We start from the raw sequence: 25,014 nt of genomic DNA, 5'->3' as shown, positions 1-25,014 counted from the left end.
TGGCTTGCCAGCGATGGGGCCAGTTGAATCAGCAAATTCTTACAGGCAAATCTTCAATTTCTGCAGTGCAATAAACACCTTCTGGCACAGCTGTTTAAAGACACTCAGTGTTACGCCTCACCAGCCTACAAATCCTTGCGCCACTGCCTACGCATGCACCAGAATCCGCCGGCTTGTGCGCCCTCGGCAGCCTGCGTAACTTGATTGCGTCACTGATTCCCAGTGATCGGGTTTAGCAGCCCGTGGTTAATCTAAGGGTGCACATACATCATCGTCAGGCTCAGTGCCTGCATTCGATGGCGGCTGTGCGCAGGGCGCTTCGGCGCGCCGGCTTCCTTAGGTTCCCCGGTCTGCTAACCTGCGTTCAGCTGCCACCCCTTCTTTTAGCAGAGAAGCGGTTCCAGCTTTATTTCGGAACCTGAGAATGATTAAACCAACACCAAACCCGCCGCTAACAGACACGGCATCCCCCTACGAAGCCCCCGAATCAAAGAAATTCCACGAAGCCGCCGAACGCGCCCTCGACCATTACCTCGGCCCGCCAAAACCCGACCTCATGGCCACACCCTACACCCCCAACACGCTGTACATGGCCAACCCCGACGCCGACAGCGAATCCCTGCTGGCCGACGCCAGTGAATCCCTCGGCTCGGCCACGGTCATGCTCAACAACCATGCGGCGCTGGTGCAAGGCACGCACCGCAAGACCCTGCAAGGCATCGCTCAGGTGGTGATGGTGGCGGAGATGGCGGTGAATCGGGTGTTGGACAAGTGGGTGCCCGCAGACTGATCCAGTCGTTGCGGTGTGTTGACCGGCCCTATCGCTGGCAAGCCAGCTCCCACAGTGTCCGAGTTGTTTTCGGATTCTGATAATTACCCAAAAACCTGTGGGAGCTGGCTTGCCAGCGATGAGGCCAGTGAACGTTACGCTCAGCGTAATGATTCACCACCGCGCTTGATTGATGCCCCCACCCCACACGCCTAACGTAGCTCCACGACAGCGAACCCCGTGGAGTGAGCATGACAACAACAATTTCCCCCGACTCGCGCTGGACGCGGCGGCGTGACGAGAAGCAGCGGCGTCTCGACAAGGTGCGCGGCCTGGCCGACGGTGTGGTACTGCCAAGCGACAAGATCGTCGCCGCACTCGAAGCGTTGATCCATCCCGGCGACCGTGTGGTGTTGGAGGGCAACAACCAGAAACAGGCGGATTTCCTTTCCCGTTCGCTGGCCAAAGCCGATCCGGAAAAGCTGCATGATCTGCACATGATCATGCCCAGCGTCGGTCGCTCCGAGCATCTGGATCTGTTCGAACGCGGCATCGCCCGCAAGCTCGATTTCTCCTTCGCCGGCACCCAGAGCCTGCGCATCAGCCAGTTGCTCGAAGACGGCCTGCTGGAAGTCGGCGCGATTCACACCTACATCGAACTCTACGCGCGGCTGGTGGTGGACCTGATCCCCAACGTCGTGCTCTCGGCCGGGTTCATGGCCGACCGCGCCGGCAACATCTACACCGGCCCCAGCACCGAAGACACCCCGGCACTGATCGAACCGGCGGCGTTCAGCGATGGCATCGTCATCGTTCAGGTCAACCAGTTGGTGGATGACGTCAGCGAACTGCCGCGCGTGGATATCCCCGCCTCATGGGTTGATTTCGTGGTGGTGGCGGACAAGCCGTTCTACATCGAACCGCTGTTCACCCGCGACCCACGGCACATCAAACCGGTGCACGTGTTGATGGCGATGATGGCGATCCGCGGGATCTACGAAAAACACAACGTGCAGTCGCTCAACCACGGCATCGGTTTCAACACCGCTGCCATCGAATTGATCCTGCCGACCTACGGCGAATCCCTCGGCCTCAAGGGCAAGATCTGCCGCAACTGGACCCTCAACCCGCACCCGACGCTGATCCCGGCTATCGAAAGCGGCTGGGTCGAAAGCGTGCATTGCTTCGGCACTGAACTGGGCATGGAGAACTACATCGCCGCGCGCCCGGACGTGTTCTTCACCGGCCGCGACGGCTCGCTGCGTTCCAACCGGATGTTCTGCCAACTCGCCGGGCAGTACGCGGTGGATCTGTTTATCGGCGCGACGCTGCAGGTCGATGGCGACGGGCATTCCTCGACCGTGACCCGTGGCCGCCTCGCCGGTTTCGGCGGTGCGCCGAACATGGGCCACGACCCGCGCGGTCGGCGTCACGGCACCCCGGCGTGGCTCGACATGCGCCACGACGACGCGCCGCAACCGATGCTCGAACGCGGCAAGAAACTCGTGGTGCAAATGGTCGAGACCTTCCAGGAGGGCGGTAAACCGACCTTCGTCGAAACCCTCGACGCAGTGGACGTGGCGAAGAAAAGCGGCATGCCGCTGGCGCCGATCATGATCTACGGCGACGACGTCACCCACCTGCTCACCGAAGAAGGCATCGCCTACTTGTACAAGGCGCGCTCGCTGGAAGAGCGCCAGGCGATGATCGCAGCGGTTGCCGGCGTCACCGCCATCGGCCTACGCCACAACCCGAAAGACACTGAACGTATGCGCCGCGAAGGCCTGATCGCCTTGCCCGAAGACCTCGGCATCCGCCGCACCGACGCCACCCGCGAACTGCTGGCAGCGAAGAGTGTGGCCGATCTGGTCGAGTGGTCCGGCGGCCTGTACAACCCGCCCGCCAAGTTCAGGAGCTGGTAATGCACGCACTCAACCTGCAAGCGAAACCCCTGAGCCTGAGCGAGCGCCTGGCGGATCTGGCGGTGGATGCGCTGATCGACGAAGCCGATCTGTCACCGAAACCGGCGCTGGTCGACCGGCGTGGCAATGGCGCGCACACCGATCTGCACTTGGGCCTGATGCACGCTTCGGCATTGTCATTGTGGCCGGCGTTCAAGGAAATGGCCGAGGCCGCAGTTGATATCGGCGCAGTCGATACAGCGTTGCGCGAAGCGATTGGTCGCATCGGTCGCGAAGGCGAGCAAGCCATGCTTGCGACCACCAACGGGGTGAATACTCATCGCGGCGCCATTTGGGCACTGGGTTTACTGGTGACCGCCGCTGCGCTGGAACCGAAATCTTCAAGTGCCAACGCCGTCTCTGTTCGCGCCGCACGTCTGGCCTTGCTGGATGATCGCTACGCACCAAAACCCTTGAGCCACGGCGCTCAGGTCGCCCTGCGTTACGGCGCACGCGGCGCTCGGGAGGAAGCGCAACTCGGCTTTCCGTCCGTGCTGCAACGCGGCTTGCCGCAACTCAAACGCAGCCGCGCCAACGGCCACGGCGAACAGAATGCCCGGCTCGATGCGCTGCTGGCGATCATGACCGATCTGGCCGACACCTGCGTGCTCTACCGCGCCGGTGAACAAGGCCTGCAGACCATGCAACACGGCGCGCAAGCAGTGCTCGACGCCGGTGGTAGCGCCAGCCTCAACGGGCGTCGGCGCCTGCACGCACTGGATCAACAACTCATCGCATTGAATGCCTCGCCCGGTGGCGCCGCCGACTTGCTCGCCGCCACGCTGCTGCTCGACCGAATCGAGCGCGACGGTATCCTTCAGGGAGCGTTTTGATGGAAATCTTATCCTTTGAATTTCCCGCCGGGCAGCCGCCACGCGGGCGCGCGCTGGTCGGTTGTGTCGGCTCCGGCGATCTGGAAGTGCTGATCGAACCGGGGCTGGCCGGCAAGCTGACGATCAATGTGCAGACCTCGGTCAACGGTGCGCAGCAGCGTTGGCAGCATCTGTTTGCGCGGATGTTCGACGGCACCACGCCACCGGCGATGGCCATCGATATCCACGATTTCGGCGCCACGCCGGGTGTGGTGCGGCTGCGTCTGGAACAAGGTTTCGAGGAGATCGGCCATGACTGACAGCGCAGCGCTGTTGCATAAGCACAGCTTCGTCGAACTCGGTGCGCGGCAACGGGCGAAGGCCTTGCTCGACGCCGGGACTTTCCGCGAATTGCTCGACCCGTTTCAACGGGTCATGTCGCCGTGGCTCGAGCGCCAGGGCGTGGTACCGCAAGCCGATGACGGCGTGGTGATTGCCAAAGGCAGCCTCGATGGCCTGCCGCTGGTGATCGCCGCGATTGAAGGCGCGTTCCAGGGTGGCAGCCTCGGCGAAGTCGGCGGCGCGAAGATTGCCGGCGCGCTGGAACTGGCCGCCGAAGACAACCGCAAAGGCATCCCGACGCGCGCCGTGTTGCTGCTGGAAACCGGTGGCGTGCGCTTGCAGGAAGCCAATCTCGGGTTGGCGGCGATTGCCGATATTCATGCGGCGATTGTCGATTTGCAGCAGTACCAACCGGTGGTCGGCGTGGTCGCGGGCAGTGTCGGTTGTTTCGGCGGCATGTCGATTGCCGCTGCGTTGTGCAGCTATTTGCTGGTGACTCAGGAAGCGCGCCTCGGTCTCAACGGCCCGCAAGTGATCGAACAGGAAGCCGGGATCGAAGAGTACGACTCCCGCGACCGGCCCTTCATCTGGAGCCTGACCGGTGGCGAGCAGCGTTTCGCCAGCGGCTTGGTGGATCGTTACGTCGCCGATGATGTGGCACAGATTCGCCAGCAGGTCGGTGCGTTGCTGCAACAGGGTTTGCCAACCCGGCCGCGCAGTCAGCGCTCCGATTGGTTTCTGCAACGTCTGGCGAGCCTGGACACCGATAAGCAAATCGAGCCTGCGGTGGTTCGCGATCTGTATCAAGGAGAGCGCTCATGAGTGGTTATTCGATGCGCGGTTTGAACTGGTTCAACGCATTGAGCGCGGGTGCGAAAGCGGTGGAAGGTTTGCCGCCGTCGTTGAAGGTGGCCGATGGCGAACTCGGACGCTTTATTGCTGTGGTTGCTGACCCCGACAACCGTTTTCCACGGGCTCGCAACGGCGAAGTCGGTTTGCTCGAAGGCTGGGGCCTGGCCAAGGCGGTGGATGACGCAATCACGGCAGATCGCGACAACACACGGAAACGCCCGATCATCGCCATCGTCGATGTACCGAGCCAGGCTTACGGTCGTCGCGAAGAAGCCCTCGGCATTCATCAGGCCCTGGCCGGTGCGGCGGACAGTTATGCCCGCGCCCGTCTGGCCGGGCATCCGGTGATTGCGCTGCTGGTGGGCAAGGCGATGTCCGGGGCGTTTCTGGCCCACGGTTATCAGGCCAACCGCTTGATTGCCCTGCGCGATCCCGGGGTGATGGTGCATGCGATGGGCAAGGCTTCGGCGGCGCGGGTGACATTGCGCAGTGTCGAGGAACTGAAAGCGCTGGCCGCCAGCGTGCCGCCGATGGCCTACGACATCGACAGCTACGCCAGCCTCGGATTGCTCTGGGAAACCCTCTCGGTGCAGCAGATCGAGCAGCCGACGACGGAGGATCTGACGCGGGTCACCGAGTGCCTGAAACAGGCCATCGACGATATCTCCGGCAATGACTTGAGCAAACGTCTCGGTGCGAAAAACCGTGAGGCCTCCAGCCGCGTGCGTGAACTGCTGAGGGCACAGTGGTGAACTTGCCATTGGCCCACGACCTGCTGTGGGGCATGACTCCTGCGCAGTTGCCAGCGGATGCGCCGCAGTGGGCGATCGAGTCGCTGGCTGCCGGGCAACCGGTGGTGGTGCGGCGCGCGGTGAGTGCAGAAGGTTGGGTCGCGGTGGGTATTCGCGGTGTGTTGCGTGAGCAGCGCCTGGCGGCGTTCATGAGTCTTGATGCAATCGTGCGTCGGATCAGTCCGGAGGCGCTTTGTCATGTCGATTGCGAGCACGATCTGTCAGTGATGCAGGCACTCAAACAACTGCGGCCGATGCTCGATGATTGTGGTTGGGTCTGGGGTGTCAGCGGCAGTGTCGGATTTGAGTTGGCCAGTGGTTTTACCGCGATGCACGCGGCCAGTGACCTCGATCTGATTCTGCGTACCCCGCAGCTGATCACCCGTAATCAGGCACGCAAACTGGTCGCGGGTTTCGATCAGGCTGTATGCCGGGTGGATATGCAATTGCAGACGCCGTTTGGTGCTGTGGCGCTGCGCGAATGGGCCAGCGGTTCGGCCCGGGTGCTGCTGAAAACTCAGCATCAGGCCTGTCTGGTCACTGACCCGTGGAACCCGCAGGAGCAGGCAGCGTGAGCAGCCTGTTGGTGTTCCCCGGCCAGGGCGCGCAGCAACCGGGCATGCTCCAGCGTTTGCCTCGGGCAACCTTGATTGAGGCCAGCGACGTGCTCGGTGAGGATGTCTCGCTGCTCGATTCGGCCGATGCGCTGCGCAGCACCCGGGCGGTTCAGCTGTGCCTGTTGATCGCCGGGGTCGCCGCCTCGCGGCAGTTGCTGCAGGACGGACTCACGGCGGATTACGTCGCCGGCCTGTCCATCGGTGCGTACCCGGCAGCGGTGGTCGCCGGGTCGCTGAGCTTCAGCGATGCGTTGCATCTGGTCAGCCTGCGTGGCGAGTTGATGCAGCAGGCTTATCCACAGGGCTACGGCATGGCCGCGATTATCGGTCTGCAGTTATCCACCGTCGAAACGCTGCTGGCGCAGGTGCACAGCGCGGAGTCGCCGGTGTACCTGGCCAACATCAACGCCGATAACCAGGTGGTGATTGCCGGCAGTGACGCGGCGATGCAAGGGGTGGCGGAACTGGCGCGCAGTCGTGGCGCCGGTCTGGCGAAACGTCTGGCGGTGAGCGTGCCGTCGCACTGTCCGCTGTTGGAAAAACCTGCGCAAATCCTCGCCAAAGCCTTCGCCAAGGTTGAACTGAAGCGCCCGACAATCGCCTACCTGAGTGGCAGCCGCGCGCGTCCGCTGATCAAGCCTGACGCCCTGCGCGACGACCTCGCTTTCAACATGTGCCGCGTGGTGGACTGGCGCGGCACCGTACAAAGCGCCTACGAGCGCGGCGTGCGTTTACAGATCGAACTGCCGCCCGGTGCGGTGCTGACCGGGCTGGCGCGCCGGGTGTTCGAATCGGGCACGGTCACTGCCTTCGACAGTGCGCGTCTGGACACCTTGCAGGCGCTGTTGCGAGAGGAGGGAGACCGCCGACCCTAAACCGCCGCGACTCAGGCTTCGAACAACAAAAACAACATTCGACGATGCACTTTGAGGACTACAACAATGATTATTTACGGTGTGGCGCTGTTGGCGATCTGTACGCTGGCAGGGGTGATCATGGGTGACATGCTCGGCGTGTTGCTGGGCGTCAAATCCAACGTCGGCGGGGTCGGCATCGCCATGATCCTGCTGATCTGCGCGCGGTTGTGGATGCAGAAACGCGGCGGCATGACCAAGGATTGCGAGATGGGCGTCGGCTTCTGGGGCGCGATGTACATTCCTGTGGTGGTGGCGATGGCCGCGCAACAGAACGTCGTCACCGCCCTGCACGGCGGTCCGGTGGCGGTGCTGGCGGCCATCGGTTCGGTGGTGGTGTGTGGCTGCACGATTGCCCTGATCAGCCGCACCCATAAAGGCGAACCGTTGCCTGACGAACCGGTGGAAGTCACCCCGGTCGGTACCCCGGTAGGAGGTCGCTGACATGTGGGCACTCATTGAAAACGGTCTGGAACACAACGGCCTGATCACCGCGTTCGCTTTCGTCGGCGTGATCATGTGGGTCTCGGTGATTCTCTCCAAACGCCTGACCTTCGGGCGCATTCATGGCTCGGCGATTGCCATCGTCATCGGTCTGGTGCTGGCCTGGGTCGGCGGCACCCTGACTGGCGGGCAAAAAGGCCTGGCCGACCTGACGCTGTTCTCCGGCATCGGCCTGATGGGCGGGGCGATGCTGCGGGATTTCGCGATTGTCGCCACGGCGTTCGAAGTGCAGGCGACCGAGGCGAAGAAGGCCGGGTTGATTGGCGTGATCGCGCTGCTGCTCGGTACGGTGTTGCCGTTCATTGTCGGCGCGTGCATGGCCTGGGCCTTCGGCTATCGCGATGCGGTGAGCATGACCACCATCGGCGCGGGCGCGGTGACCTACATCGTCGGCCCAGTGACCGGTGCGGCTATTGGCGCGACTTCGGATGTGATGGCGCTGTCGATTGCTACCGGGTTGATCAAGGCGATTCTGGTGATGGTCGGCACGCCGGTCGCGGCGCGCTGGATGGGCCTGGATAACCCGCGTTCGGCGATGGTGTTTGGTGGTCTGGCCGGGACGGTGAGCGGGGTGACCGCAGGGCTGGCGGCGACGGATCGGCGGTTGGTGCCTTATGGGGCGTTGACGGCGACGTTCCACACCGGGCTCGGGTGCTTGCTGGGGCCTTCGCTGTTGTTCTTCATTGTTCGCGGGATTGTGGGCTAGATCCGGAATTTCAGTTGTCTGCGCTGACGCCTTCGCGAGCAAGCTCGCTCCCACACTTGGAATGCATTCTCCTGTGGGAGCGAGCTTGCTCGCGAAGGGCGCAACTCGGTGTCAGATCTGGCGATTGGCATACATCCGACACTCCGCCAGCAACGCCAGCAGATTCGGATCGCGCTCCTTGGCCTTCAAGAAGACCACGCCAATGTGCTGCTGCAAGCGGTACTTCTCCTGCAACGGGATCAGCTTCACCCTATTCTCGTACACCGCCGCAATCCGCCCCGGCAGCAACGCATAGCCGACCCCGGAGCTGACCATGCTCAGCAGGGTGAAGATGTCGTTGACCTGCATCGCCACCTTCGGCTCGAACCCCGCCTGCTTGAACACCCGGATACCGTCCTGATGCGTAGCGAAGCCCTGGGTCAGGGTGATAAAGGTTTCGTCACGCACCTCGGCCAGATCGACTTCACTGCGTTGGGCGAACCTTGAATCTGCCGGCGTGGCGAGGAAAATGTCGTCGGAGAACAGCGGGATCTGCTCGCAGTCCGGGTCGCTGACGGTGTCGTCCAGCGACACCAGAATCGCGTCGACTTCCATGTTCTTCAGCTTGTAGAGCAGGTCGATGTTGGAGCCTAGGATCAGGTCGATGTTGAGTTCGCTGCGGCGGATCTTCAGGCCCATGATCAGTTGCGGTACGGTTTTCACCGTCAGCGAGTACAGCGAGCCGAGTTTGAAGCGCTCAGCGGAGAAACCGGCGGCCTCGCGAGTCAGGCGCACACTCTCGACCACGTCCTGGATCAGCTTCTGCGCGCGTTCTTCGAGCACGTAGGCGCTTTCCAGGGGCGTCAGGTTGCGCCCTTCATGCTTGAACAGCGGGCAGCGCAGGGCGCTTTCCAGCGAATGGATCGCCCGGTGCACGCTGACATTGCTGGTCTGCAACTCGGCTGCGGCACGCGCCAGATTGCCGGTGCGCATGAAGGCGAGGAACACCTCGAGTTTTTTCAGGGTCAATTCTTCGTCGATCAGCATGGCGCGGACTCTTTTTGGTATCGACCGATTGTGCCCGGTATGCGCCGCTCTTTGTAGGAGCTGCCGAAGGCTGCGATCTTTTGATCTTTTAAACGGAAACATTGCGCTTTTACGCTCAAGGCCCGAGCCTTGCGCGTTGCGGTAACGAATCTTGAGGTGAGCGACACATGTATCACGGGGAAAAACTCAACGCCTGGACGCATCTGGTCGGGGCCGTGGCTGCGTTTATTGGCGGCGTGTGGATGCTGGTGATTGCCAGCCTCGACGGCAGTCCGTGGAAGATCGTCAGCGTGGCGATCTACGCCTTTACCTTGTTGGTGCTCTACAGCGCTTCAACCGTGTACCACAGCGTGCGCGGGCGCAAGAAAGCGATCATGAAGAAGGTCGATCACTTTTCCATCTATCTGCTGATCGCCGGCAGCTACACGCCGTTCTGCCTGGTGACGTTGCGCGGGCCGTGGGGCTGGACGTTGTTCGGGATTGTCTGGGGGCTGGCGCTGATCGGTATCCTGCAGGAGATCAAGCCACGCTCGGAAGCGCGGATCCTGTCGATCGTGATCTACGCGGTGATGGGCTGGATCGTGCTGGTGGCGGTCAAACCGTTGATCGCGGCGCTGGGCACAGCAGGCTTTGCCTGGCTGGCATCGGGCGGGGTGTTGTACACCGTGGGGATCATCTTTTTTGCCCTGGATCACCGGTTGCGGCATGCGCACGGAATCTGGCATTTGTTTGTGATCGCCGGGAGTCTGCTGCACTTTGTGGCGATTCTGTTTTATGTCCTTTAGAACATCACAAATCCTGTGGGAGCGGGCTTGCCCGCGATGACGGACTGTCAGTCACTCATGTGTTGATGGGGCAACCGCAATCGCTGGCAAGCCAGCTCCCACAGGGACCAGGGTTTGCAGTTGTATCTGCGCGCGTCTGCTGAACATCTGCAACAAGTCGCCGAGGGTATGCGGTGGCGGTTCGGTGGCGCGGGTCACTGCGTACAACGTGATCGGCAAGGGCGGCGCCAACGGGCGGATTACGGTGCTGGTCGGCGAAGCACCGAGTGCCGTGAAAGGGTCGATCACCGCCACCCCGGCGCCAGACTCCACCATCGCCCGCGCCAGCGAATACGTCTGCACGGCGATCCGCACGCGAGGCGGTGGCTCGACCGCTTCCAGGTAGCTGTCGAGTCGGGCAGCCAGCGGGTCGGCGCTGGACAGCCCGATCAGCGGTGCTCCCGCCAACGCCATCAGCGGCAACGGCTGACCGGCTTCTTCCTCCGGCCAGTAACCTTTCGGCGCCAGCGCCACCAACACGCCCGAGGCCAATGCCTGCGCCTTCAATCCGGGATGATCCGGCAACTGCAACGTCAGGGCCACGTCCACTTCGCGCATCAGCAGATTCTGCATCAGCTCGCGGCTGTGGGCGCTGGAGAGTTCGCAGGCGATGTCCGGGAACTGTGCCGTCCATTGCCGGATCGCTGGCGGCAGCAACGACAGCGCCAGCGCCGGGGTCGCGCCGATCCGCAGGCTGTGGCCGGGCTCGCGGCGCAGGCTCTGGGCCAGGCGTCGCACGCCTTGCAGACTTTCCGTGACCTTGTCGACTTCGCGCTCCAGCTCCAGCGCTTCCGGAGTCGCCTGCAATTTACCGCGCACCCGCAGAAACAGCGGAAAGCCCAACTGCTGCTCGGCGTGCTGCAGCACTTTGGTCACCGCCGGCTGAGAGACGTGCAGCAATTGCGCAGCGGCGCTGATCGAGCCGGTCTGGCGAATGGCCTGGAAAATCTCGATGTGGCGAAGGCGCATGGTGAGTCCATAACCTTTGTTTATAAGTCTGGCATCTTTATTCATTGTTCGGCGCCTGTCACCTCACCCTAACCTCAGCCTCGTCTTCACATAGAAATAAGGACGGACATGGCTCAGCGCGTGTGCATCATCGGCGGCGGTGTGATCGGGTTGGCAACGGCCTATGCGCTGGTGCGCGACGGTTTCGAAGTGACTGTGGTCGAGGCGCGGCAGTCGCTGGGCAGCGAAACCAGTTTCGCCAACGGCGGCCAGTTGTCCTACCGCTATGTGGCGCCGCTGGCTGATGCCGGCGTGCCGTTGCAGGCGCTCGGCTGGATGCTGCGCGGCGACTCGCCGCTCAAGCTGCGCCCGCGTCTGGACCCGGCGCAGTGGCGCTGGATGGCGTCGTTTCTCGCCGCCTGCCGCACCTCGGTCAACCGGGAAAACGCGGCGCATCTGTTGCGTCTGGCGCTGTTCAGCCAGAGCACGCTGAAACGCTGGCGCGAGGATGACGGGCTCACCGGTTTCAACTGGCGGCGCAACGGCAAACTGGTGACCTTCCGCAATGCCGGCAACTTCGACCATGCGCGCAAGGGCTTGGCCGATCCGCAGCAACAACAGGTGTTGTCCGCCGCCGAATGTGCGCAGCTGGAACCGGCACTGACCGATGCGCCGTTTGTAGGCGCGATCTACACGCCGGATGAAGAAGTCGGCGACTGTCACGCCTTCTGCCAGCAGTTGGCGGCGCGATTGACGGCGTCGGGTCGCTGCGAGTTTCGCCTCGGTCAGGCAGTCACCGGCATTCGCCACAGCCACGGCGTCGTTACGGCGATTGAGCTTGGCAACGAACCCCTGCCAGTTGAACAACTGGTGATCGCCGCCGGGCACCGAAGCCCCTTGCTGGCGCTGCCCGGCCTGCGCCTGCCGCTGTATCCGCTGAAGGGTTACAGCCTGACCTTGTCGATCGGCGATGAGCATCGGGCGCCGGACGTGAGCATCACCGACTACGACCGCAAGATCGTCTACGCGCGCATCGGCGAACAGTTACGGGTGGCGGCGATGGTCGACATCGTCGGTTTCGACCCGGCGGTAGATCCCGAGCGGTTGGCACTGATCAAGCGCCAGGCCCGCGACACCTTTCCCGATGCCGGCAATTACGACGCGGCTGTGGAATGGGCGGGCATGCGCCCGGCCACCCCCACCGGCGTACCGCTGCTGGGCGCCACGGCGTATCGCAATCTGTGGCTCAACCTCGGCCACGGCGCGCTCGGTTTCACCCTGGCCTGCGGCAGCGGGCAGTTGCTCAGTGAACTGATCGGTCAGCAGCGTACATCCATTGACCTGCACGGGTTCAATCCCCGTGCGGCGTGACAGTTTCTGCTAAAACACCCCAACCACAACGGAGAATAACAATGCAAAAAATCACGTTGCTCGGCTGCACACTGGCGCTGTTCATCGGCGCCCAGGCACAGGCCAATGAAGTGCCGCTGGCCGGCGCGCTTGGCAAGATCGCCAGCGCCAACAGCATCACCCTGGGCTATCGCGACGCCTCGGTGCCGTTCTCGTATGTGGGCGATCACACCGGGCAGCCGATGGGGTATTCGGTGGAGCTGGCGGGCAAGATTGTCGAGCGGATCAAGCAGCAACTGGCGTTGCCGGAGCTGAAGGTGAAGTACAACCTGGTGACGTCGCAGACGCGGATTCCGCTGGTGCAGAACGGCACGGTTGATCTTGAGTGCGGCTCCACCGGGGTGACGGCCGAGCGGCAGAAACAGGTGGCGTTCTCCTACGGTTTCATCTACGTCAAAGGGCAGTTGCTGACCGCAAAGGACAGCGGCATTCACAGCTTCGATGACCTGCGCGGCAAGAACGTGGTGACCACCGCCGGCACCACCAACGAGCGCTATCTGAAGAGCTACAACCTCGACCACAAACTGAACATGTTCGTGATCAGCGCCAAGGATCACGGCGAGGCGTTCCAGATGCTGCAGTCGGGACGGGCAGCGGCCTTCTACATGGACGACGCATTGCTCTACGGCGAGCGGGCCAAGGCGCGGGACCCGCACAACTGGGTCGTGGTGGGGGAGGAACAATCGCGGGAAATCTACAGCTGCATGGTGCGCAAGGATGATCCGCCATTCCTCGCGCTGGTGAACGGGGCGCTGGCCGATCTGTACAGCTCGGGGGAGATCAACGGGATCTACCGTAAGTGGTTCGAACAGCCGATCCCGCCGAAAGGCTTGAACCTTGAGTTCCCGATGACCAGCGAACTCAAGGCAATCATCGCCAAACCGATCAGTGATCCGGTGCAGTGACGGGTTAGAAATCACCCCAAAGCTGCTGAGCCACCGCCAGTGCAACCACCGGCGCAGTCTCGGTACGCAGCACGCGTGGGCCGAGGCGGGCGGCGTGGAAACCGTTGGCCTTGGCTTGCTCGACTTCGGCGTCGGACAAGCCGCCTTCGGGGCCGATCAGGAACGCCAGGGTCGCAGGCTTGGCGTGGCTGACCAACGGCTCGGCCACCGGGTGCAGAACCAGTTTCAGCTCGGCGTCGGTCTGTTTCAGCCAGTCCGCCAGGAGTACCGGTGGATGAATCACCGGCACCCGCGAACGACCGCATTGCTCGCAGGCGCTGATCGCCACCTGACGCCAGTGCAGCAGGCGTTTGTCGGCGCGCTCGTCCTTCAGGCGCACTTCGCAGCGCTCGCTGAAGATCGGGGTGATTTCGCTCACGCCCAGTTCGGTGGCTTTCTGGATCGCCCAGTCCATCCGTTCGCCCCGGGACAGGCCTTGGCCTAGATGGATGTGCAGCGGCGATTCGACTTGGCCGGCGAGCTGTTCGTCGATCTGCACCACGACGCGTTTCTTGCCGACTTCCACCAGCGAGCCGCGAAACTCATGGCCGGAACCGTCGAACAACTGCACCGCATCGCCCTCGGCCATGCGCAACACGCGGCTGATGTAATGCGCCTGGGCTTCCGGCAGTTCGTGTTCGCCGGTGCTCAGGGGGGCGTCGATAAAGAAGCGGGACAGTCTCATGCGGGGTCTCTGTAAAATTTGTAAAAGTCTGGCGGCCCCATCGCTGGCAAGCCAGCTCCCACAGGGTTTTGCGCAGGACCTGTGGGAGCTGGCTTGCCAGCGATGACGGTAGTCCGGTCACCGCTGAAGCTTAAGTGAAATAGATCAGCCCGGATCACGGAACCCAGGATGGAAATCCTTCGGCACCGCCACGCTGACGCTGTCACGAGTGGCGATGTCGATGCCTTCGCTGGCGACTTCGGCGAGGAAGTCGATCTGCTCCGGGGTGATCACGTACGGCGGCAGGAAATACACCACGCTGCCCAGCGGCCGCAGCAGCGCGCCACGCTCCAGCGCATGCTGGAACACCTTCAGGCCGCGACGTTCCTGCCAAGGGTAGGCCTCTTTGCTGGCTTTATCCTTGACCATCTCGATGGCCAGGACCATGCCGGTCTGCCGCACTTCGGAGACGTTCGGGTGATCAACCAGATGCGCCGTGGCCGAGGCCATGCGCCGGGCCAGCGCCTGGTTGTTCTCGATGACGTTGTCCTGCTCGAAGATATCCAGCGTCGCCAACGCCGCCGCACAGGCCAGCGGGTTGCCGGTGTAGCTGTGCGAGTGGAGGAAGGCGCGCAGGGTCGGGTAGTCGTCGTAGAACGCGCTGTAGACCTCGTCGGTGGTCAGGCACGCCGCCAGTGGCAGGTAGCCGCCGGTCAGGGCCTTGGACAGGCAGAGGAAGTCCGGACGGATGCCGGCCTGTTCACAGGCGAACATGGTGCCGGTGCGGCCGAAGCCGACGGCGATTTCGTCGTGAATCAGGTGCACGCCGTAGCGGTCGCAGGCCTCGCGCAGCAGCTTGAGGTACACCGGGTGATACATGCGCATGCCGCCGGCGCCTTGAATCAACGGTTCGACGATGACTGCCGCCACGCTGGCATGATGTTCTGCCAGTGTCTGTTCCATGGCGGCGAACAGATTGCGCGAATGTTCTTCCCAGCTCATGCCTTCGGGGCGCAGGTAGCAATCCGGGCTTGGCACCTTGATGGTGTCCATCAGCAGCGCTTTGTAGGTCTCGGTGAACAGCGGCACGTCGCCGACCGCCATCGCTGCCATGGTTTCGCCGTGGTAGCTGTTGGTCAGGGTGACGAAGCGTTTCTTGTTCGGCTGGCCGCGATTGAGCCAGTAGTGAAAGCTCATTTTCAGCGCGACTTCGATGCAGGACGAACCGTTATCGGCGTAGAACGCGCGGTTCAGGCCTTCCGGGGTCATCTTCACCAGACGCTCGGACAACTCGATCACCGGTTGATGGCTGAAACCGGCGAGGATCACATGCTCCAGCTGATCGACCTGATCCTTGATGCGCTGGTTGATGCGCGGGTTGGCGTGGCCGAACACGTTGACCCACCAGGAGCTGACGGCGTCGAGGTAGCGCTTGCCTTCGAAGTCTTCGAGCCAGACGCCTTCACCGCGCTTGATCGGGATCAGCGGCAGCTGTTCGTGGTCTTTCATCTGGGTACAGGGATGCCACAACACCGCGAGGTCGCGTTGCATCCACTGGTTATTCAGGCCCATTTACAGTCTCCTCGAGGCGGCTCGCGTCAGGCGCGGGCAAACAATCGCGCAAGCCTATGCAATGCATCGCGTCGGAACAACCCATTGTGTCGATTGAGCTACTTTGTATGGGCCGATAGACGTCGCTGGCGGCGTTTTGATGGCTGACGTATTCTTCGCGGTTCTTTGGGTCGTCTGACCCGCAAAAACTGCTTTTTCCTACGTGTATTTCCGGAGTTCGCTGAATGTCTGTCGGTTGGCTGCGCGCCTGTGCGCTGGTGATGTTGGGGCTGTTCAGCGTTACGGCGCTGGCCAAGGATAAAACCGCAATCGTGATCGGCGGCGGCCTGTCGGGCCTGACCGCGGCTTACGAGCTGCAAAACAAGGGCTGGCAGGTCACGCTGCTCGAAGCAAAGCCGAGCCTGGGCGGTCGCTCGGGCATGGCCACCAGCGAGTGGATCGGCAACGACAAGACCCAGCCGGTGCTGAACAAGTACGTCTCGACCTTCAAGCTGAGCACCACGCCAGCCCCGGAGTTCGTGCGTACCCCGGGTTATCTGATCGACGGCGAGTATTTCTCCGCTGCCGATCTGGCAACCAAGCAACCGGCCACCGCCGATGCCTTGAAGCGCTACCAGAAAACCCTCGACGACCTGGCGCGCTCGATCGACGACCCGCAGAACCCGGCCGCGACCAGCACCCTGCATGCGCTGGATCAGATCAACGTGTCGAACTGGCTCGACAAGCAGAACCTGCCGGCCACCGCGCGTCAGTTGATCAACCAGGACATCCGCACCCATTACGACGAGCCTTCGCGTCTGTCGCTGCTGTATTTCGCCCAGCAGAACCGCGTGTATCGCGGCGTCTCTGACCGCGACCTGCGTGCCTCGCGTCTGGTCGGCGGCAGCCAGGTGCTGGCCCAGGCCTTCGTCAAACAGATCAAGACCATCAAGACCAACTCGCCGGTGTCGGCGATCACTCAGGACAAGGACGGCGTGACCGTCAAGGTCGGCAGTGTCGGCTACCAGGCTGATTACGTGGTGCTGGCCGTGCCGCTGCGCGCACTCAACAAGATTGCGCTGACCCCGGCGCTGGACGCGCAGCACCTGGCCGCGATCAAGGGCACCAACTACGGCTGGCGCGACCAGATCATGTTGAAGTTCAAGACGCCGGTGTGGGAAAGCAAGGCGCGCATGTCCGGTGAGATCTACAGCAACGCCGGCCTCGGCATGCTCTGGATCGAGCCGGCGCTGAAGGGCGGCGCCAACGTGGTGATCAACCTGTCCGGCGACAACGCCCGTGTGATGCAGGCGTTCGGCGACAAGCAGATGGTCGATCAGGTGCTGATCCGCCTGCACGCGTTTTATCCACAGGCCCGTGGCTCGTTCACCGGTTATGAAATCCGTCGTTACAGCACCGATCCGTCGATGGGCGGCGCCTACCTGGCTTACGGCCCGGGCCAGATCAGCAAGTTCTGGCGCCTGTGGGAGCGTCCGCTGCAACGTGTAGCGTTTGCCGGTGAACACACCGACACCCTGTACCCGGGCACCCTGGAAGGCGCGCTGCGCACTGGTCAGCGTGCGGCCAGTCAGGTTGAAGACCTGGCCGCCGGCAAGTCGTTTGAACCGGCCAAAGTGGTTCCGGCTGCAGCAGCGGCGGGCGCGGCGGGTGCCGTGGCGGCGAAGAAGGGTAACTTCTTCAGCAACCTGTTTGGCGGTTCGGATGACGAGAAGAAGCCAGAGCCTGCGAAGGCGCCTGAGCCGGCTCCCGCTCCAGCTCCAGCGGCGCCAGCGCCTGCACCGACTCCGGCACCTGCGCCAGCTCCGGTGGAAGCGCCGAAACCAGCGACTCCGGTGAAAGCCGAGCCGGCGAAGAAAGCGCCAGCCAAGCCTGCGGCGAAGAAACCTGCAGCGAAAACCGAGGCGAAAAAGGCCCCGGCCAAGCCTGCGGCGAAAAAGGCTGAGCCGGCGAAGAAGCCAGCGGCCAAGCCTGTTGCAGTGCCGGCTCCGGCGGCAGGCACGGACAGCAAAGCGCAGTAAGGCTTTGCGGTGAATGAAAAGCGCGGCTCCGGCCGCGCTTTTTTATTGCCTGTGAGAACCTCATCGCGGGCAAGCCCGCTCCCACAGATTTTGCGGTGAGCGCAGAGTTTGTGTGCGCTATTGTCCACTGTGGGAGCGGGCTTGCCCGCGATGAGGCCTGTTCATACAGTACATCATCAGGATCTTCCACCTGACATCCCGCCACACTTTTCCCGGTTAATCTTTCCTTAACAAGCCACTTACAGACTCTTGATCGTATTTCTCGATATTTCAAAGCAAAATTTTCCGCTTTAATTCGATAGATAACTCGCTAGTCTTGGTTCGCAGTTCTCACAGGATTTGGGCAATGCAGCTACGTAACTCTGCTTCACGCTATGGTTGGGTCAGCATCTTCATGCACTGGGGCGTGGCGCTGGCGGTCTTCGGACTGTTCGCGCTGGGTCTGTGGATGGTGGGGCTGGATTACTACAGCAGCTGGCGCAAAGACGCGCCGGATCTGCACAAGAGCATCGGTCTGGTGCTGCTGGGTGTGATGGTGTTGCGGGTGTTGTGGCGCTTTATCAGCCCACCGCCACCGACGCTGCAAAGCTACAGCCGCATGACCCGCCTCGGCGCCAAATTCGGCCACGGGTTTCTGTACGTCGGGCTGTTCGCTGTGATGCTTGCCGGTTACCTGATTTCCACCGCAGACGGTGTCGGGATTCCGGTGTTTGGTCTGTTTGAAGTGCCTGCACTGGTTTCCGGACTACCGGATCAGGCAGATACCGCTGGGGTGATTCATCTCTGGCTGGCATGGGCGCTGGTAATTTTTTCCGGCCTCCATGCGTTGGCAGCATTGAAGCACCACTTTATCGATCGTGATGCGACCCTGACGCGAATGCTCGGTCGCAAAGCCTGAAATTCAACCTCGACTCAAAGGAAAAGAAAGCATGTTGAAAAAGACTCTGGCCGCTCTGGCAATCGGTTCGGCCGTACTGTCCGCGAACGTGATGGCTGCTGATTACACCGTCGACAAGGAAGGCCAGCACGCTTTCGTCGACTTCAAGATCAGCCACCTGGGCTACAGCTACATCACCGGTACGTTCAAGGACATCGACGGCAAGTTCAGCTTTGACGCTGCCAAGCCTGAAGACAGCAAAATCGAATTCAACGTGAAGACCGCCAGCGTGTTCACCAACCATGCCGAGCGCGACAAGCACATCGCCAGCAAAGACTTCCTGGACGTGGGCAAATACGCTGACGCCAAGTTCGTCTCCACCAGCGTCAAATCCACCGGCAAGAACGCCGCTGGCAAAGACACGGCTGACGTGACCGGCGACCTGACCCTGCACGGCGTGACCAAGCCAATCGTGGTCAAGGCCGTGTTCCTGGGCGAAGGCAAGGATCCATGGGGCGGCTACCGTGCCGGCTTCGAAGGTACTACCAGCATCAAGCGTTCTGATTTCGGCAAGATGATGGACCTGGGTCCACAGTCCGACAACGTCGACCTGTACATCTCGTTCGAAGGTGTGAAAGCGAAGTAACTTCGCCGCCTTACAAAAACGCCCCCGGTCGCAAGGCCGGGGGCGTTTTTTTTGCCTGCTACACGCACACATCCACCCCGTGGTACGGGCTTTTGTGGCGAGGGGATTTATCCCCGATGGGTCGCGCAGCGGCCCCATGACCGCCAACCGAGGGGTATCAGGCATACCGCGTTGAATGGTTTTGCGACTGCTTCGCAGCCGATCGGGGATAAATCCCCTCTCCACAGTGTTGGGTCTACACAGGGGGATATGCGGTGATTCAGGGATATTCGTGACGGCATAAAAAAATGCCCCGGCTCTTTCGAACCGGGGCATTTTTCATTGCAGCGATAACTCAGCGATTGCGGGTCAGCAAGGCTGGTTTTTCGCCGCGCGGACGGGTCGGCAATTGATCAAGTTGCTCAGGCGTCGGGAAGCGGTCGGCTTTCGATTCCTTGTGCATGATCTTCGGCCCGGTGCTGCGCGGGTTCTGCACGGCCGGTTCGGCGCGTTGCTGATCGTCGCGAGCCGGACGGCGGTTGCGCGAGGACTCGTCACGACGGCCCTGGCCGTCACGTGGGGCGCCATTGCGCGGACCGTTGCGTTTGCCCGGTGGAGTGCCGGTGCTCGAACCGTTGCTGTTGCGCGGGCCGTTCTGGCGACCTTGCGATTGACCGCCGCGAGGTGCGCCGGCACCTGCGCCCTGGCCTGGCGCGCCCGGACGGCGACCACGACCACCGGCCGGAGCGGCTTTGGGCACGTAGTCAACGCGGTTACCGAAGTTATCGATATCGTCGTCGAGGAACTCGTCCGGTGCACGATCAGCCGCCGCGCGTGGTGGCTGGCTCGGACGCTGTTCGCGGCTCGGCGTGCCTTCACGGGGCTTCTGCTGGCGGGCAGGGCGCTCGCCGCGTTCGCCGGCCGGTTTTTCCTTGCCCTTGTCTTTGCCTTTGTCTTTACGACCGCCGCCACCGCCGCCGCCATTCGGACCGTCGCCGCGCGGACCGCGGGAGTTGCGCGGGTTGCGCATGTCCGGACGCTCGCGCACTTCAGGCTTCTCGGCCTCGATGGTGCTGGCATCGAAGCCCATCAGGTCGCCGTCGGCGATTTTCTGCTTGGTCATGCGTTCGATGCTTTTCAGCAGTTTTTCTTCGTCCGGCGCGACCAGCGAGATCGCCTCGCCCGAACGACCGGCGCGGCCAGTACGGCCGATACGGTGCACGTAGTCTTCATCGACGTTCGGCAGCTCGAAGTTGACCACGTGTGGCAACTGGTCGATGTCCAGACCGCGAGCAGCGATGTCGGTCGCTACCAGAATGCGCACTTCACCGGCCTTGAAATCGGCCAGGGCTTTGGTGCGGGCGTTCTGGCTTTTGTTGCCGTGGATCGCCACAGCCGGCAGGCCGTGTTTGTCCAGGTATTCGGCCAGACGGTTGGCGCCGTGCTTGGTGCGGGTGAACACCAGCACCTGTTCCCAGGCGCCGGCGGTGATCAGGTGCGCCAGCAGGGCACGCTTGTGGCTGGCCGGCAGACGGAACACGCGTTGCTCGATGCGCTCGACCGTGGTGTTCGGCGGCGTGACTTCGATGCGTTCCGGGTTGTGCAGCAGTTTGCCGGCCAGATCGGTGATGTCTTTGGAGAAGGTCGCCGAGAACAGCAGGTTCTGACGCTTGGCCGGCAGACGCGCAAGGACTTTCTTCACATCGTGCACGAAACCCATGTCGAGCATGCGGTCGGCTTCGTCGAGGACGAGGATTTCGACGTGGGACAGGTCAACGCTGCCTTGGCCGGCGAGGTCAAGCAGGCGACCCGGGCAGGCGACGAGGACGTCAACGCCACGGGACATGGCCTGGACTTGCGGGTTCATGCCGACGCCGCCGAAGATGCAGGCGCTGACGAATTTCAGGTCACGGGCGTAGATCTTGAAGCTCTCGTGAACCTGGGCCGCGAGTTCGCGGGTCGGGGTCAGGACCAGTACGCGCGGTTGGCGCGGGCCATGACGCTGGGATTTGTCCGGGTGACCGTTGGGGAACAACCGCTCCAGGATCGGAAGGGCGAAACCGCCGGTTTTACCGGTACCTGTCTGTGCCGCAACCATCAGGTCGCGACCTTGCAACACGGCGGGAATGGCCCGCTGTTGCACCGGAGTAGGCTCGGTATAGCCCGCATCTTCGATGGCACGGACTAAAGCCTCGGAGAGACCGAGGGAAGCAAAGGACATGAGTAATCCTGTTTTAGTTAGGGCTTGGCCCAATGGGAGTCTTGCCTGGCGCGAATCGCGTTTAAGAGGACGCGATCCCGTCCGGTCCTGCTGCGGTCTCGAAGGCACGTCAGGAGCGCTCGCGCAGGCTGAAAAGCTGCGCTGTAGCGGGACTGGAGGCCTGTTACGGTTCCGGGCGTCCGGGCGTGAGCCTGGCGGGAACGCCGGAGTATAACAGAGCAATCACTGCGCGCTGCTTTCCTGCTGCTCAACGGTTTTGCGGCTGGCCGAGACGTTGCTCATTGGCGCGGCGTCGACCGGGGCTGCGCCGTAGCGTGCGCTGAGCTCGGCGTAGGCCGGTTCGCGCTTGAAACGCTTGAGCTCGGCGCCAAAACGCGCCACCAGCAGATCCATCCCGGCATTGCGACGAACGGCCAAATATTGGCTCTGGCGGCTAATGACAGTGGGGTTTTCAGTGATCTGGTCGCGGATATTCAACTGATCGAGCAAATGCTGACCGACGCGGCGATCGGTGATCAGCAAGTCGATGCGCCCGCGCAGCAGTTTGCCGAAGTTGGCTTCGTGGGTTGGCGCCGGTTCCCGGGTGAACAGTGTCGATTCGCGGAAGTCAGGGCTGTACAGATAACCCGGCGAGGTGCCGATGGTCAGGCCTTTGAGTTCTTCGAGTTTGCTGAACGGGTGCGGCCGGTCGTTGGCGTAGAACATCACGAACTCGACGTCCGACAGCGGTTCGATGGGGTAGAGCAGCATGGCGTCGCGCTCGTCGCTGTGAAAGATGTCCAGTGCGCCGTCAGCCTGACCGGTTTCGAGCATCGACAGGCAACGTTTCCACGGCAAAAATTGCCATTCGACCTCGATCCCCAGGCGCTTGAACACGATGGCCGTGGTTTCGTAATCCAGCCCGAGGTTCTTGCCGTCCTCTTCGTACACGTACGGCGCCCATGGCTCGGTGACAATGCGCAACTTCTCGCCCCGAGCGGCAAAGCTCAGGCAAGCAAAAACCAGCACCGTGAATAATTGCGCGATCAAAGGCATGGCTTGAGATTACGACGAGAAACGCGAAAGAGCCAGAAAGTGCCTGCACAAGCTCTAATTCGGGGATTCAAAAGCAAAAGATCGCAGCCACGACATCCCTGTAGGAGCTGCCGAAGGCTGCGATCTTTTGATTGTGCTTTGATGCTTTTTAGCGCGGCAACTTCAGGTTATTCCAGATCGCCAGACTAGGCTCGGCCTGGTTCATGGAATAGAAGTGCAGCCCAGGTGCGCCACCTTGCAGCAGGCGCTCGCACATTTCGCTGACAACCTGCTCGCCGAAGCGCTGAATGCTTTGGCTGTCATCGCCGTAGGCTTCCAGTTGCTTGCGGATCCAGCGCGGGATTTCCGCACCGCAGGCATCGGAGAACCGCGCCAGCTTGCTGTAGTTGGTGATCGGCATGATCCCCGGTACCACCGGAATGTCCACGCCCAGCGCCTGCAAACGGTCGACAAAGTAGAAGTAGCTGTCGGCGTTGAAGAAGTACTGGGTGATCGCGCTGTCGGCGCCGGCGCGGGCCTTGCGCACGAAGTTGGCGAGATCGTCTTCGTAATTGCGCGCTTGCGGATGCATCTCCGGATAAGCGGCAACTTCGATGTGAAAATGATCAGCGGTTTCTTCACGAATGAATTCAACCAGTTCATTGGCGTGACGCAGCTCGCCGCTGGTCATGCCCATGCCGGACGGCAGGTCACCACGCAGGGCAACGATGCGCTTGATGCCGGCAGCCTTGTACTCGTTCAGCAGTCCGCGCAGGTCGTCCTTGCTGTCGCCGACGCACGACAGGTGCGGTGCGGCCGGTACTTTGACTTCGCTTTCCAGCTGCAGAACGGTGTTGAGGGTGCGATCACGGGTCGAACCGCCAGCGCCGTAGGTGCAGGAAAAGAAATCGGGGTTGTACGTTGCCAACTGACGGGCAACGTTGAGCAGTTTTTCATGCCCAGCATCGGTCTTGGTCGGGAAGAACTCGAAGCTGTAGCGACGGTCTTGGGACATGGTCATACCCTTGGAAACACGTAAGCCGGACGCTGTACTCCTGTAGGAGCTGCCGCAGGCTGCGATCTTTGAAGATCAAAAGATCGCAGCCTGCGGCAGCTCCTACACAGAGCGGTCAGCAGCGCCAGTCAGGCAACGCGGTGCGCAAGGCACACCGCGTCGACGCTCAGCCAATCAGTAGCGGTAAGCGTGCGGCTTGAACGGGCCTTCGACGGTGACGCCGATGTAGTCAGCCTGTTGCTTGGTCAGTTGAGTGACCACGCCGCCGAAGCCGCGCACCATTTCCAGGGCCACTTCTTCGTCGAGTTTCTTCGGCAGTACTTCAACGGTCAGACGCTCGGCTTTCTGGGCTGGCGACAGGTCGGCGTACTTCTGGCCGAACAGGAAGATCTGCGCCAGTACCTGGTTGGCGAACGAACCGTCCATGATGCGGCTCGGGTGACCGGTGGCGTTGCCCAGGTTCACCAGACGGCCTTCGGCCAGCAGGATCAGGTAGTCGTCGTTCTGCGCGTCGAAAGCGCCCGGGCCGGTACGGTGGATCTTGTGGACCTGTGGCTTCACTTCTTCCCATGCCCAGTTCTTGCGCATGAAAGCGGTGTCGATTTCGTTGTCGAAGTGGCCGATGTTGCAGACAACAGCACGCTTCTTCAGGGCTTTGAGCATGTTCGCGTCGCAAACGTTGACGTTACCGGTGGTGGTCACGATCAGGTCGATCTTGCCCAGCAGCGCTTTGTCGATGCTCGCTTCGGTGCCATTGTTGATGCCGTCGATGAACGGCGAAACCAGTTCGAAACCGTCCATGCAGGCCTGCATGGCGCAGATCGGGTCAACTTCGGAAACCTTGACGATCATGCCTTCCTGACGCAGGGACTGCGCGGAACCCTTGCCCACGTCACCGTAACCGATGACCAGCGCTTGCTTGCCGGACAGCAGGTGGTCGGTACCGCGCTTGATCGCATCGTTCAGGCTGTGACGGCAGCCGTACTTGTTGTCGTTCTTGGACTTGGTCACCGAGTCGTTGACGTTGATCGCAGGGATCTTCAGCTCGCCCTTGGCCAGCATGTCCAGCAGACGGTGAACGCCGGTGGTGGTTTCTTCGGTCACGCCGTGAACGCGGTCCAGCACCTGTGGGTATTTCTTGTGCAGCAGCTCGGTCAGGTCGCCGCCGTCGTCGAGGATCATGTTGGCGTCCCATGGCTGGCCATCTTTCAGGATGGTCTGCTCCAGGCACCACTCGTACTCTTCTTCAGTCTCGCCTTTCCAGGCGAAAACCGGGATGCCGGCGGCAGCGATGGACGCAGCAGCCTGATCCTGAGTCGAGAAAATGTTGCAGGACGACCAGCGTACTTCGGCACCCAGGGCAACCAGGGTTTCGATCAGCACGGCGGTCTGAATGGTCATGTGGATGCAGCCGAGGATTTTCGCGCCCTTGAGCGGCTGCTCGGAAGCGTACTTGCGGCGCAGACCCATCAGGGCCGGCATTTCCGATTCGGCGATGATGGTTTCGCGACGGCCCCAGGCAGCCAGGGACATGTCGGCAACTTTGTAATCGTTAAAATCGGCAGGCGTGATAACAGCGCTCATGAAG

24 protein-coding genes are annotated in these 25,014 nt (G+C 62.0%); 16 read left to right on the top strand and 8 right to left on the bottom strand.

What is annotated here, in order from left to right:
- The first annotated feature begins 424 nt into the window (after window positions 1–424).
- The 10 genes from L6D63_RS16210 to madM all read left to right on the top strand — a co-directional run bounded on the left by L6D63_RS16210 (window position 425) and on the right by madM (window position 8,268).
- Window positions 425–790: a DUF6124 family protein gene (locus L6D63_RS16210; RefSeq protein ID WP_131670617.1), complete on the top strand. Its 366-nt coding sequence runs from the start codon at window positions 425–427 to the stop codon at window positions 788–790.
- A gap of 230 nt (window positions 791–1,020) precedes the next feature.
- Window positions 1,021–2,691 carry a malonate decarboxylase subunit alpha gene (gene mdcA, locus L6D63_RS16205; protein WP_131670616.1) on the top strand — a complete coding sequence of 557 codons (1,671 nt, stop codon included), beginning with the start codon at window positions 1,021–1,023 and terminating at the stop codon, window positions 2,689–2,691.
- A complete protein-coding gene (locus tag L6D63_RS16200; protein WP_047297126.1) occupies window positions 2,691–3,563 on the top strand; it encodes a triphosphoribosyl-dephospho-CoA synthase in 873 nt (290 codons plus the stop codon). The genes mdcA and L6D63_RS16200 overlap by 1 nt, the downstream gene beginning before the upstream one ends.
- A complete protein-coding gene (locus tag L6D63_RS16195; protein ID WP_047297125.1) occupies window positions 3,563–3,862 on the top strand; it encodes a malonate decarboxylase subunit delta in 300 nt (99 codons plus the stop codon). The genes L6D63_RS16200 and L6D63_RS16195 overlap by 1 nt, the downstream gene beginning before the upstream one ends.
- A complete protein-coding gene (locus tag L6D63_RS16190; RefSeq protein WP_047297124.1) occupies window positions 3,855–4,706 on the top strand; it encodes a biotin-independent malonate decarboxylase subunit beta in 852 nt (283 codons plus the stop codon). Before L6D63_RS16195 ends, L6D63_RS16190 begins: the two co-directional genes overlap by 8 nt.
- Window positions 4,703–5,488: a biotin-independent malonate decarboxylase subunit gamma gene (mdcE, locus tag L6D63_RS16185; protein WP_131670615.1), complete on the top strand. Its 786-nt coding sequence runs from the start codon at window positions 4,703–4,705 to the stop codon at window positions 5,486–5,488. The genes L6D63_RS16190 and mdcE overlap by 4 nt, the downstream gene beginning before the upstream one ends.
- Complete coding sequence (locus L6D63_RS16180; protein WP_047297122.1) at window positions 5,482–6,102, top strand: malonate decarboxylase holo-ACP synthase; 621 nt, start codon at window positions 5,482–5,484, stop codon at window positions 6,100–6,102. The genes mdcE and L6D63_RS16180 overlap by 7 nt, the downstream gene beginning before the upstream one ends.
- The gene (gene mdcH, locus L6D63_RS16175) at window positions 6,099–7,019 is read left to right on the top strand and encodes a malonate decarboxylase subunit epsilon (RefSeq protein ID WP_047297121.1); all 921 of its coding nucleotides are present in this window, start codon (window positions 6,099–6,101) and stop codon (window positions 7,017–7,019) included. Before L6D63_RS16180 ends, mdcH begins: the two co-directional genes overlap by 4 nt.
- Before the next feature lie 66 nt (window positions 7,020–7,085).
- On the top strand, window positions 7,086–7,502 hold the full coding sequence (gene madL, locus L6D63_RS16170) for a malonate transporter subunit MadL (protein ID WP_003229065.1): 417 nt from the start codon (window positions 7,086–7,088) through the stop codon (window positions 7,500–7,502).
- Between the two features lies 1 nt (window position 7,503).
- The gene (gene madM / locus L6D63_RS16165) at window positions 7,504–8,268 is read left to right on the top strand and encodes a malonate transporter subunit MadM (RefSeq protein ID WP_047297120.1); all 765 of its coding nucleotides are present in this window, start codon (window positions 7,504–7,506) and stop codon (window positions 8,266–8,268) included.
- 111 nt (window positions 8,269–8,379) lie between these two features.
- On the opposite strand, the gene L6D63_RS16160 is transcribed toward madM, so the two are convergent.
- On the bottom strand, window positions 8,380–9,294 hold the full coding sequence (locus tag L6D63_RS16160; RefSeq protein WP_047297119.1) for a LysR family transcriptional regulator: 915 nt from the start codon (window positions 9,292–9,294) through the stop codon (window positions 8,380–8,382).
- 167 nt (window positions 9,295–9,461) lie between these two features.
- Between L6D63_RS16160 and trhA the strand changes: the two genes are divergently transcribed.
- Window positions 9,462–10,079 carry a PAQR family membrane homeostasis protein TrhA gene (trhA, locus tag L6D63_RS16155; protein WP_007964065.1) on the top strand — a complete coding sequence of 206 codons (618 nt, stop codon included), beginning with the start codon at window positions 9,462–9,464 and terminating at the stop codon, window positions 10,077–10,079.
- A gap of 51 nt (window positions 10,080–10,130) precedes the next feature.
- Here the strand turns inward: trhA and L6D63_RS16150 are convergent, their stop codons facing one another.
- A complete protein-coding gene (locus L6D63_RS16150; protein WP_131670614.1) occupies window positions 10,131–11,087 on the bottom strand; it encodes a LysR family transcriptional regulator in 957 nt (318 codons plus the stop codon).
- Window positions 11,088–11,195: 108 nt separating this feature from the next.
- On the opposite strand from L6D63_RS16150, the gene L6D63_RS16145 reads away from it, so the two are divergent.
- Together L6D63_RS16145 and L6D63_RS16140 are read left to right on the top strand one after the other, a co-directional pair.
- The gene (locus L6D63_RS16145) at window positions 11,196–12,437 is read left to right on the top strand and encodes a D-amino acid dehydrogenase (RefSeq protein ID WP_047297117.1); all 1,242 of its coding nucleotides are present in this window, start codon (window positions 11,196–11,198) and stop codon (window positions 12,435–12,437) included.
- A 41-nt stretch (window positions 12,438–12,478) separates the two neighbouring features.
- Complete coding sequence (locus L6D63_RS16140; RefSeq protein ID WP_131670613.1) at window positions 12,479–13,381, top strand: transporter substrate-binding domain-containing protein; 903 nt, start codon at window positions 12,479–12,481, stop codon at window positions 13,379–13,381.
- A gap of 4 nt (window positions 13,382–13,385) precedes the next feature.
- Here L6D63_RS16140 and L6D63_RS16135 read toward each other — a convergent pair whose 3' ends face one another.
- A complete protein-coding gene (locus L6D63_RS16135) occupies window positions 13,386–14,105 on the bottom strand; it encodes a 16S rRNA (uracil(1498)-N(3))-methyltransferase (protein WP_131670612.1) in 720 nt (239 codons plus the stop codon).
- A 144-nt stretch (window positions 14,106–14,249) separates the two neighbouring features.
- A complete protein-coding gene (locus L6D63_RS16130) occupies window positions 14,250–15,656 on the bottom strand; it encodes an adenosylmethionine--8-amino-7-oxononanoate transaminase (protein WP_131670611.1) in 1,407 nt (468 codons plus the stop codon).
- A gap of 224 nt (window positions 15,657–15,880) precedes the next feature.
- On the opposite strand from L6D63_RS16130, the gene L6D63_RS16125 reads away from it, so the two are divergent.
- The 3 genes from L6D63_RS16125 to L6D63_RS16115 all read left to right on the top strand — a co-directional run bounded on the left by L6D63_RS16125 (window position 15,881) and on the right by L6D63_RS16115 (window position 19,197).
- A complete protein-coding gene (locus L6D63_RS16125; protein ID WP_131670610.1) occupies window positions 15,881–17,674 on the top strand; it encodes a flavin monoamine oxidase family protein in 1,794 nt (597 codons plus the stop codon).
- 346 nt (window positions 17,675–18,020) lie between these two features.
- Complete coding sequence (locus L6D63_RS16120; RefSeq protein ID WP_131670609.1) at window positions 18,021–18,572, top strand: cytochrome b; 552 nt, start codon at window positions 18,021–18,023, stop codon at window positions 18,570–18,572.
- Between the two features lie 31 nt (window positions 18,573–18,603).
- Entirely contained in the window at window positions 18,604–19,197 is a 594-nt protein-coding gene (locus L6D63_RS16115; protein ID WP_041063462.1) for a YceI family protein, read from the top strand.
- 334 nt (window positions 19,198–19,531) lie between these two features.
- Here the strand turns inward: L6D63_RS16115 and L6D63_RS16110 are convergent, their stop codons facing one another.
- The 4 genes from L6D63_RS16110 to ahcY form a co-directional block, all read right to left on the bottom strand.
- Window positions 19,532–21,397 carry an RNA helicase RhlE2 gene (locus L6D63_RS16110; protein WP_047297111.1) on the bottom strand — a complete coding sequence of 622 codons (1,866 nt, stop codon included), beginning with the start codon at window positions 21,395–21,397 and terminating at the stop codon, window positions 19,532–19,534.
- 222 nt (window positions 21,398–21,619) lie between these two features.
- Window positions 21,620–22,432, bottom strand: a complete 813-nt coding sequence (locus tag L6D63_RS16105) for a substrate-binding periplasmic protein (protein WP_131670608.1) — start codon at window positions 22,430–22,432, stop codon at window positions 21,620–21,622.
- 148 nt (window positions 22,433–22,580) lie between these two features.
- Window positions 22,581–23,426, bottom strand: coding sequence for a methylenetetrahydrofolate reductase [NAD(P)H] (gene metF / locus L6D63_RS16100; RefSeq protein ID WP_047297145.1), 846 nt, complete (start codon window positions 23,424–23,426; stop codon window positions 22,581–22,583).
- Window positions 23,427–23,600: 174 nt separating this feature from the next.
- Window positions 23,601–25,010 (bottom strand): adenosylhomocysteinase, encoded by a 1,410-nt coding sequence (gene ahcY, locus L6D63_RS16095; RefSeq protein ID WP_047297109.1) that lies wholly within the window; start codon window positions 25,008–25,010, stop codon window positions 23,601–23,603.
- Window positions 25,011–25,014: the final 4 nt, after the last annotated feature.

Origin of the sequence: Pseudomonas parakoreensis, assembly GCF_021602155.1 — a bacterium.
Classification (GTDB): Bacteria; Pseudomonadota; Gammaproteobacteria; order Pseudomonadales; family Pseudomonadaceae; genus Aquipseudomonas; species Aquipseudomonas parakoreensis.
Note: the sequence above shows the minus strand (reverse complement) of the source record. Positions and strands in the feature narration are given on the sequence as shown.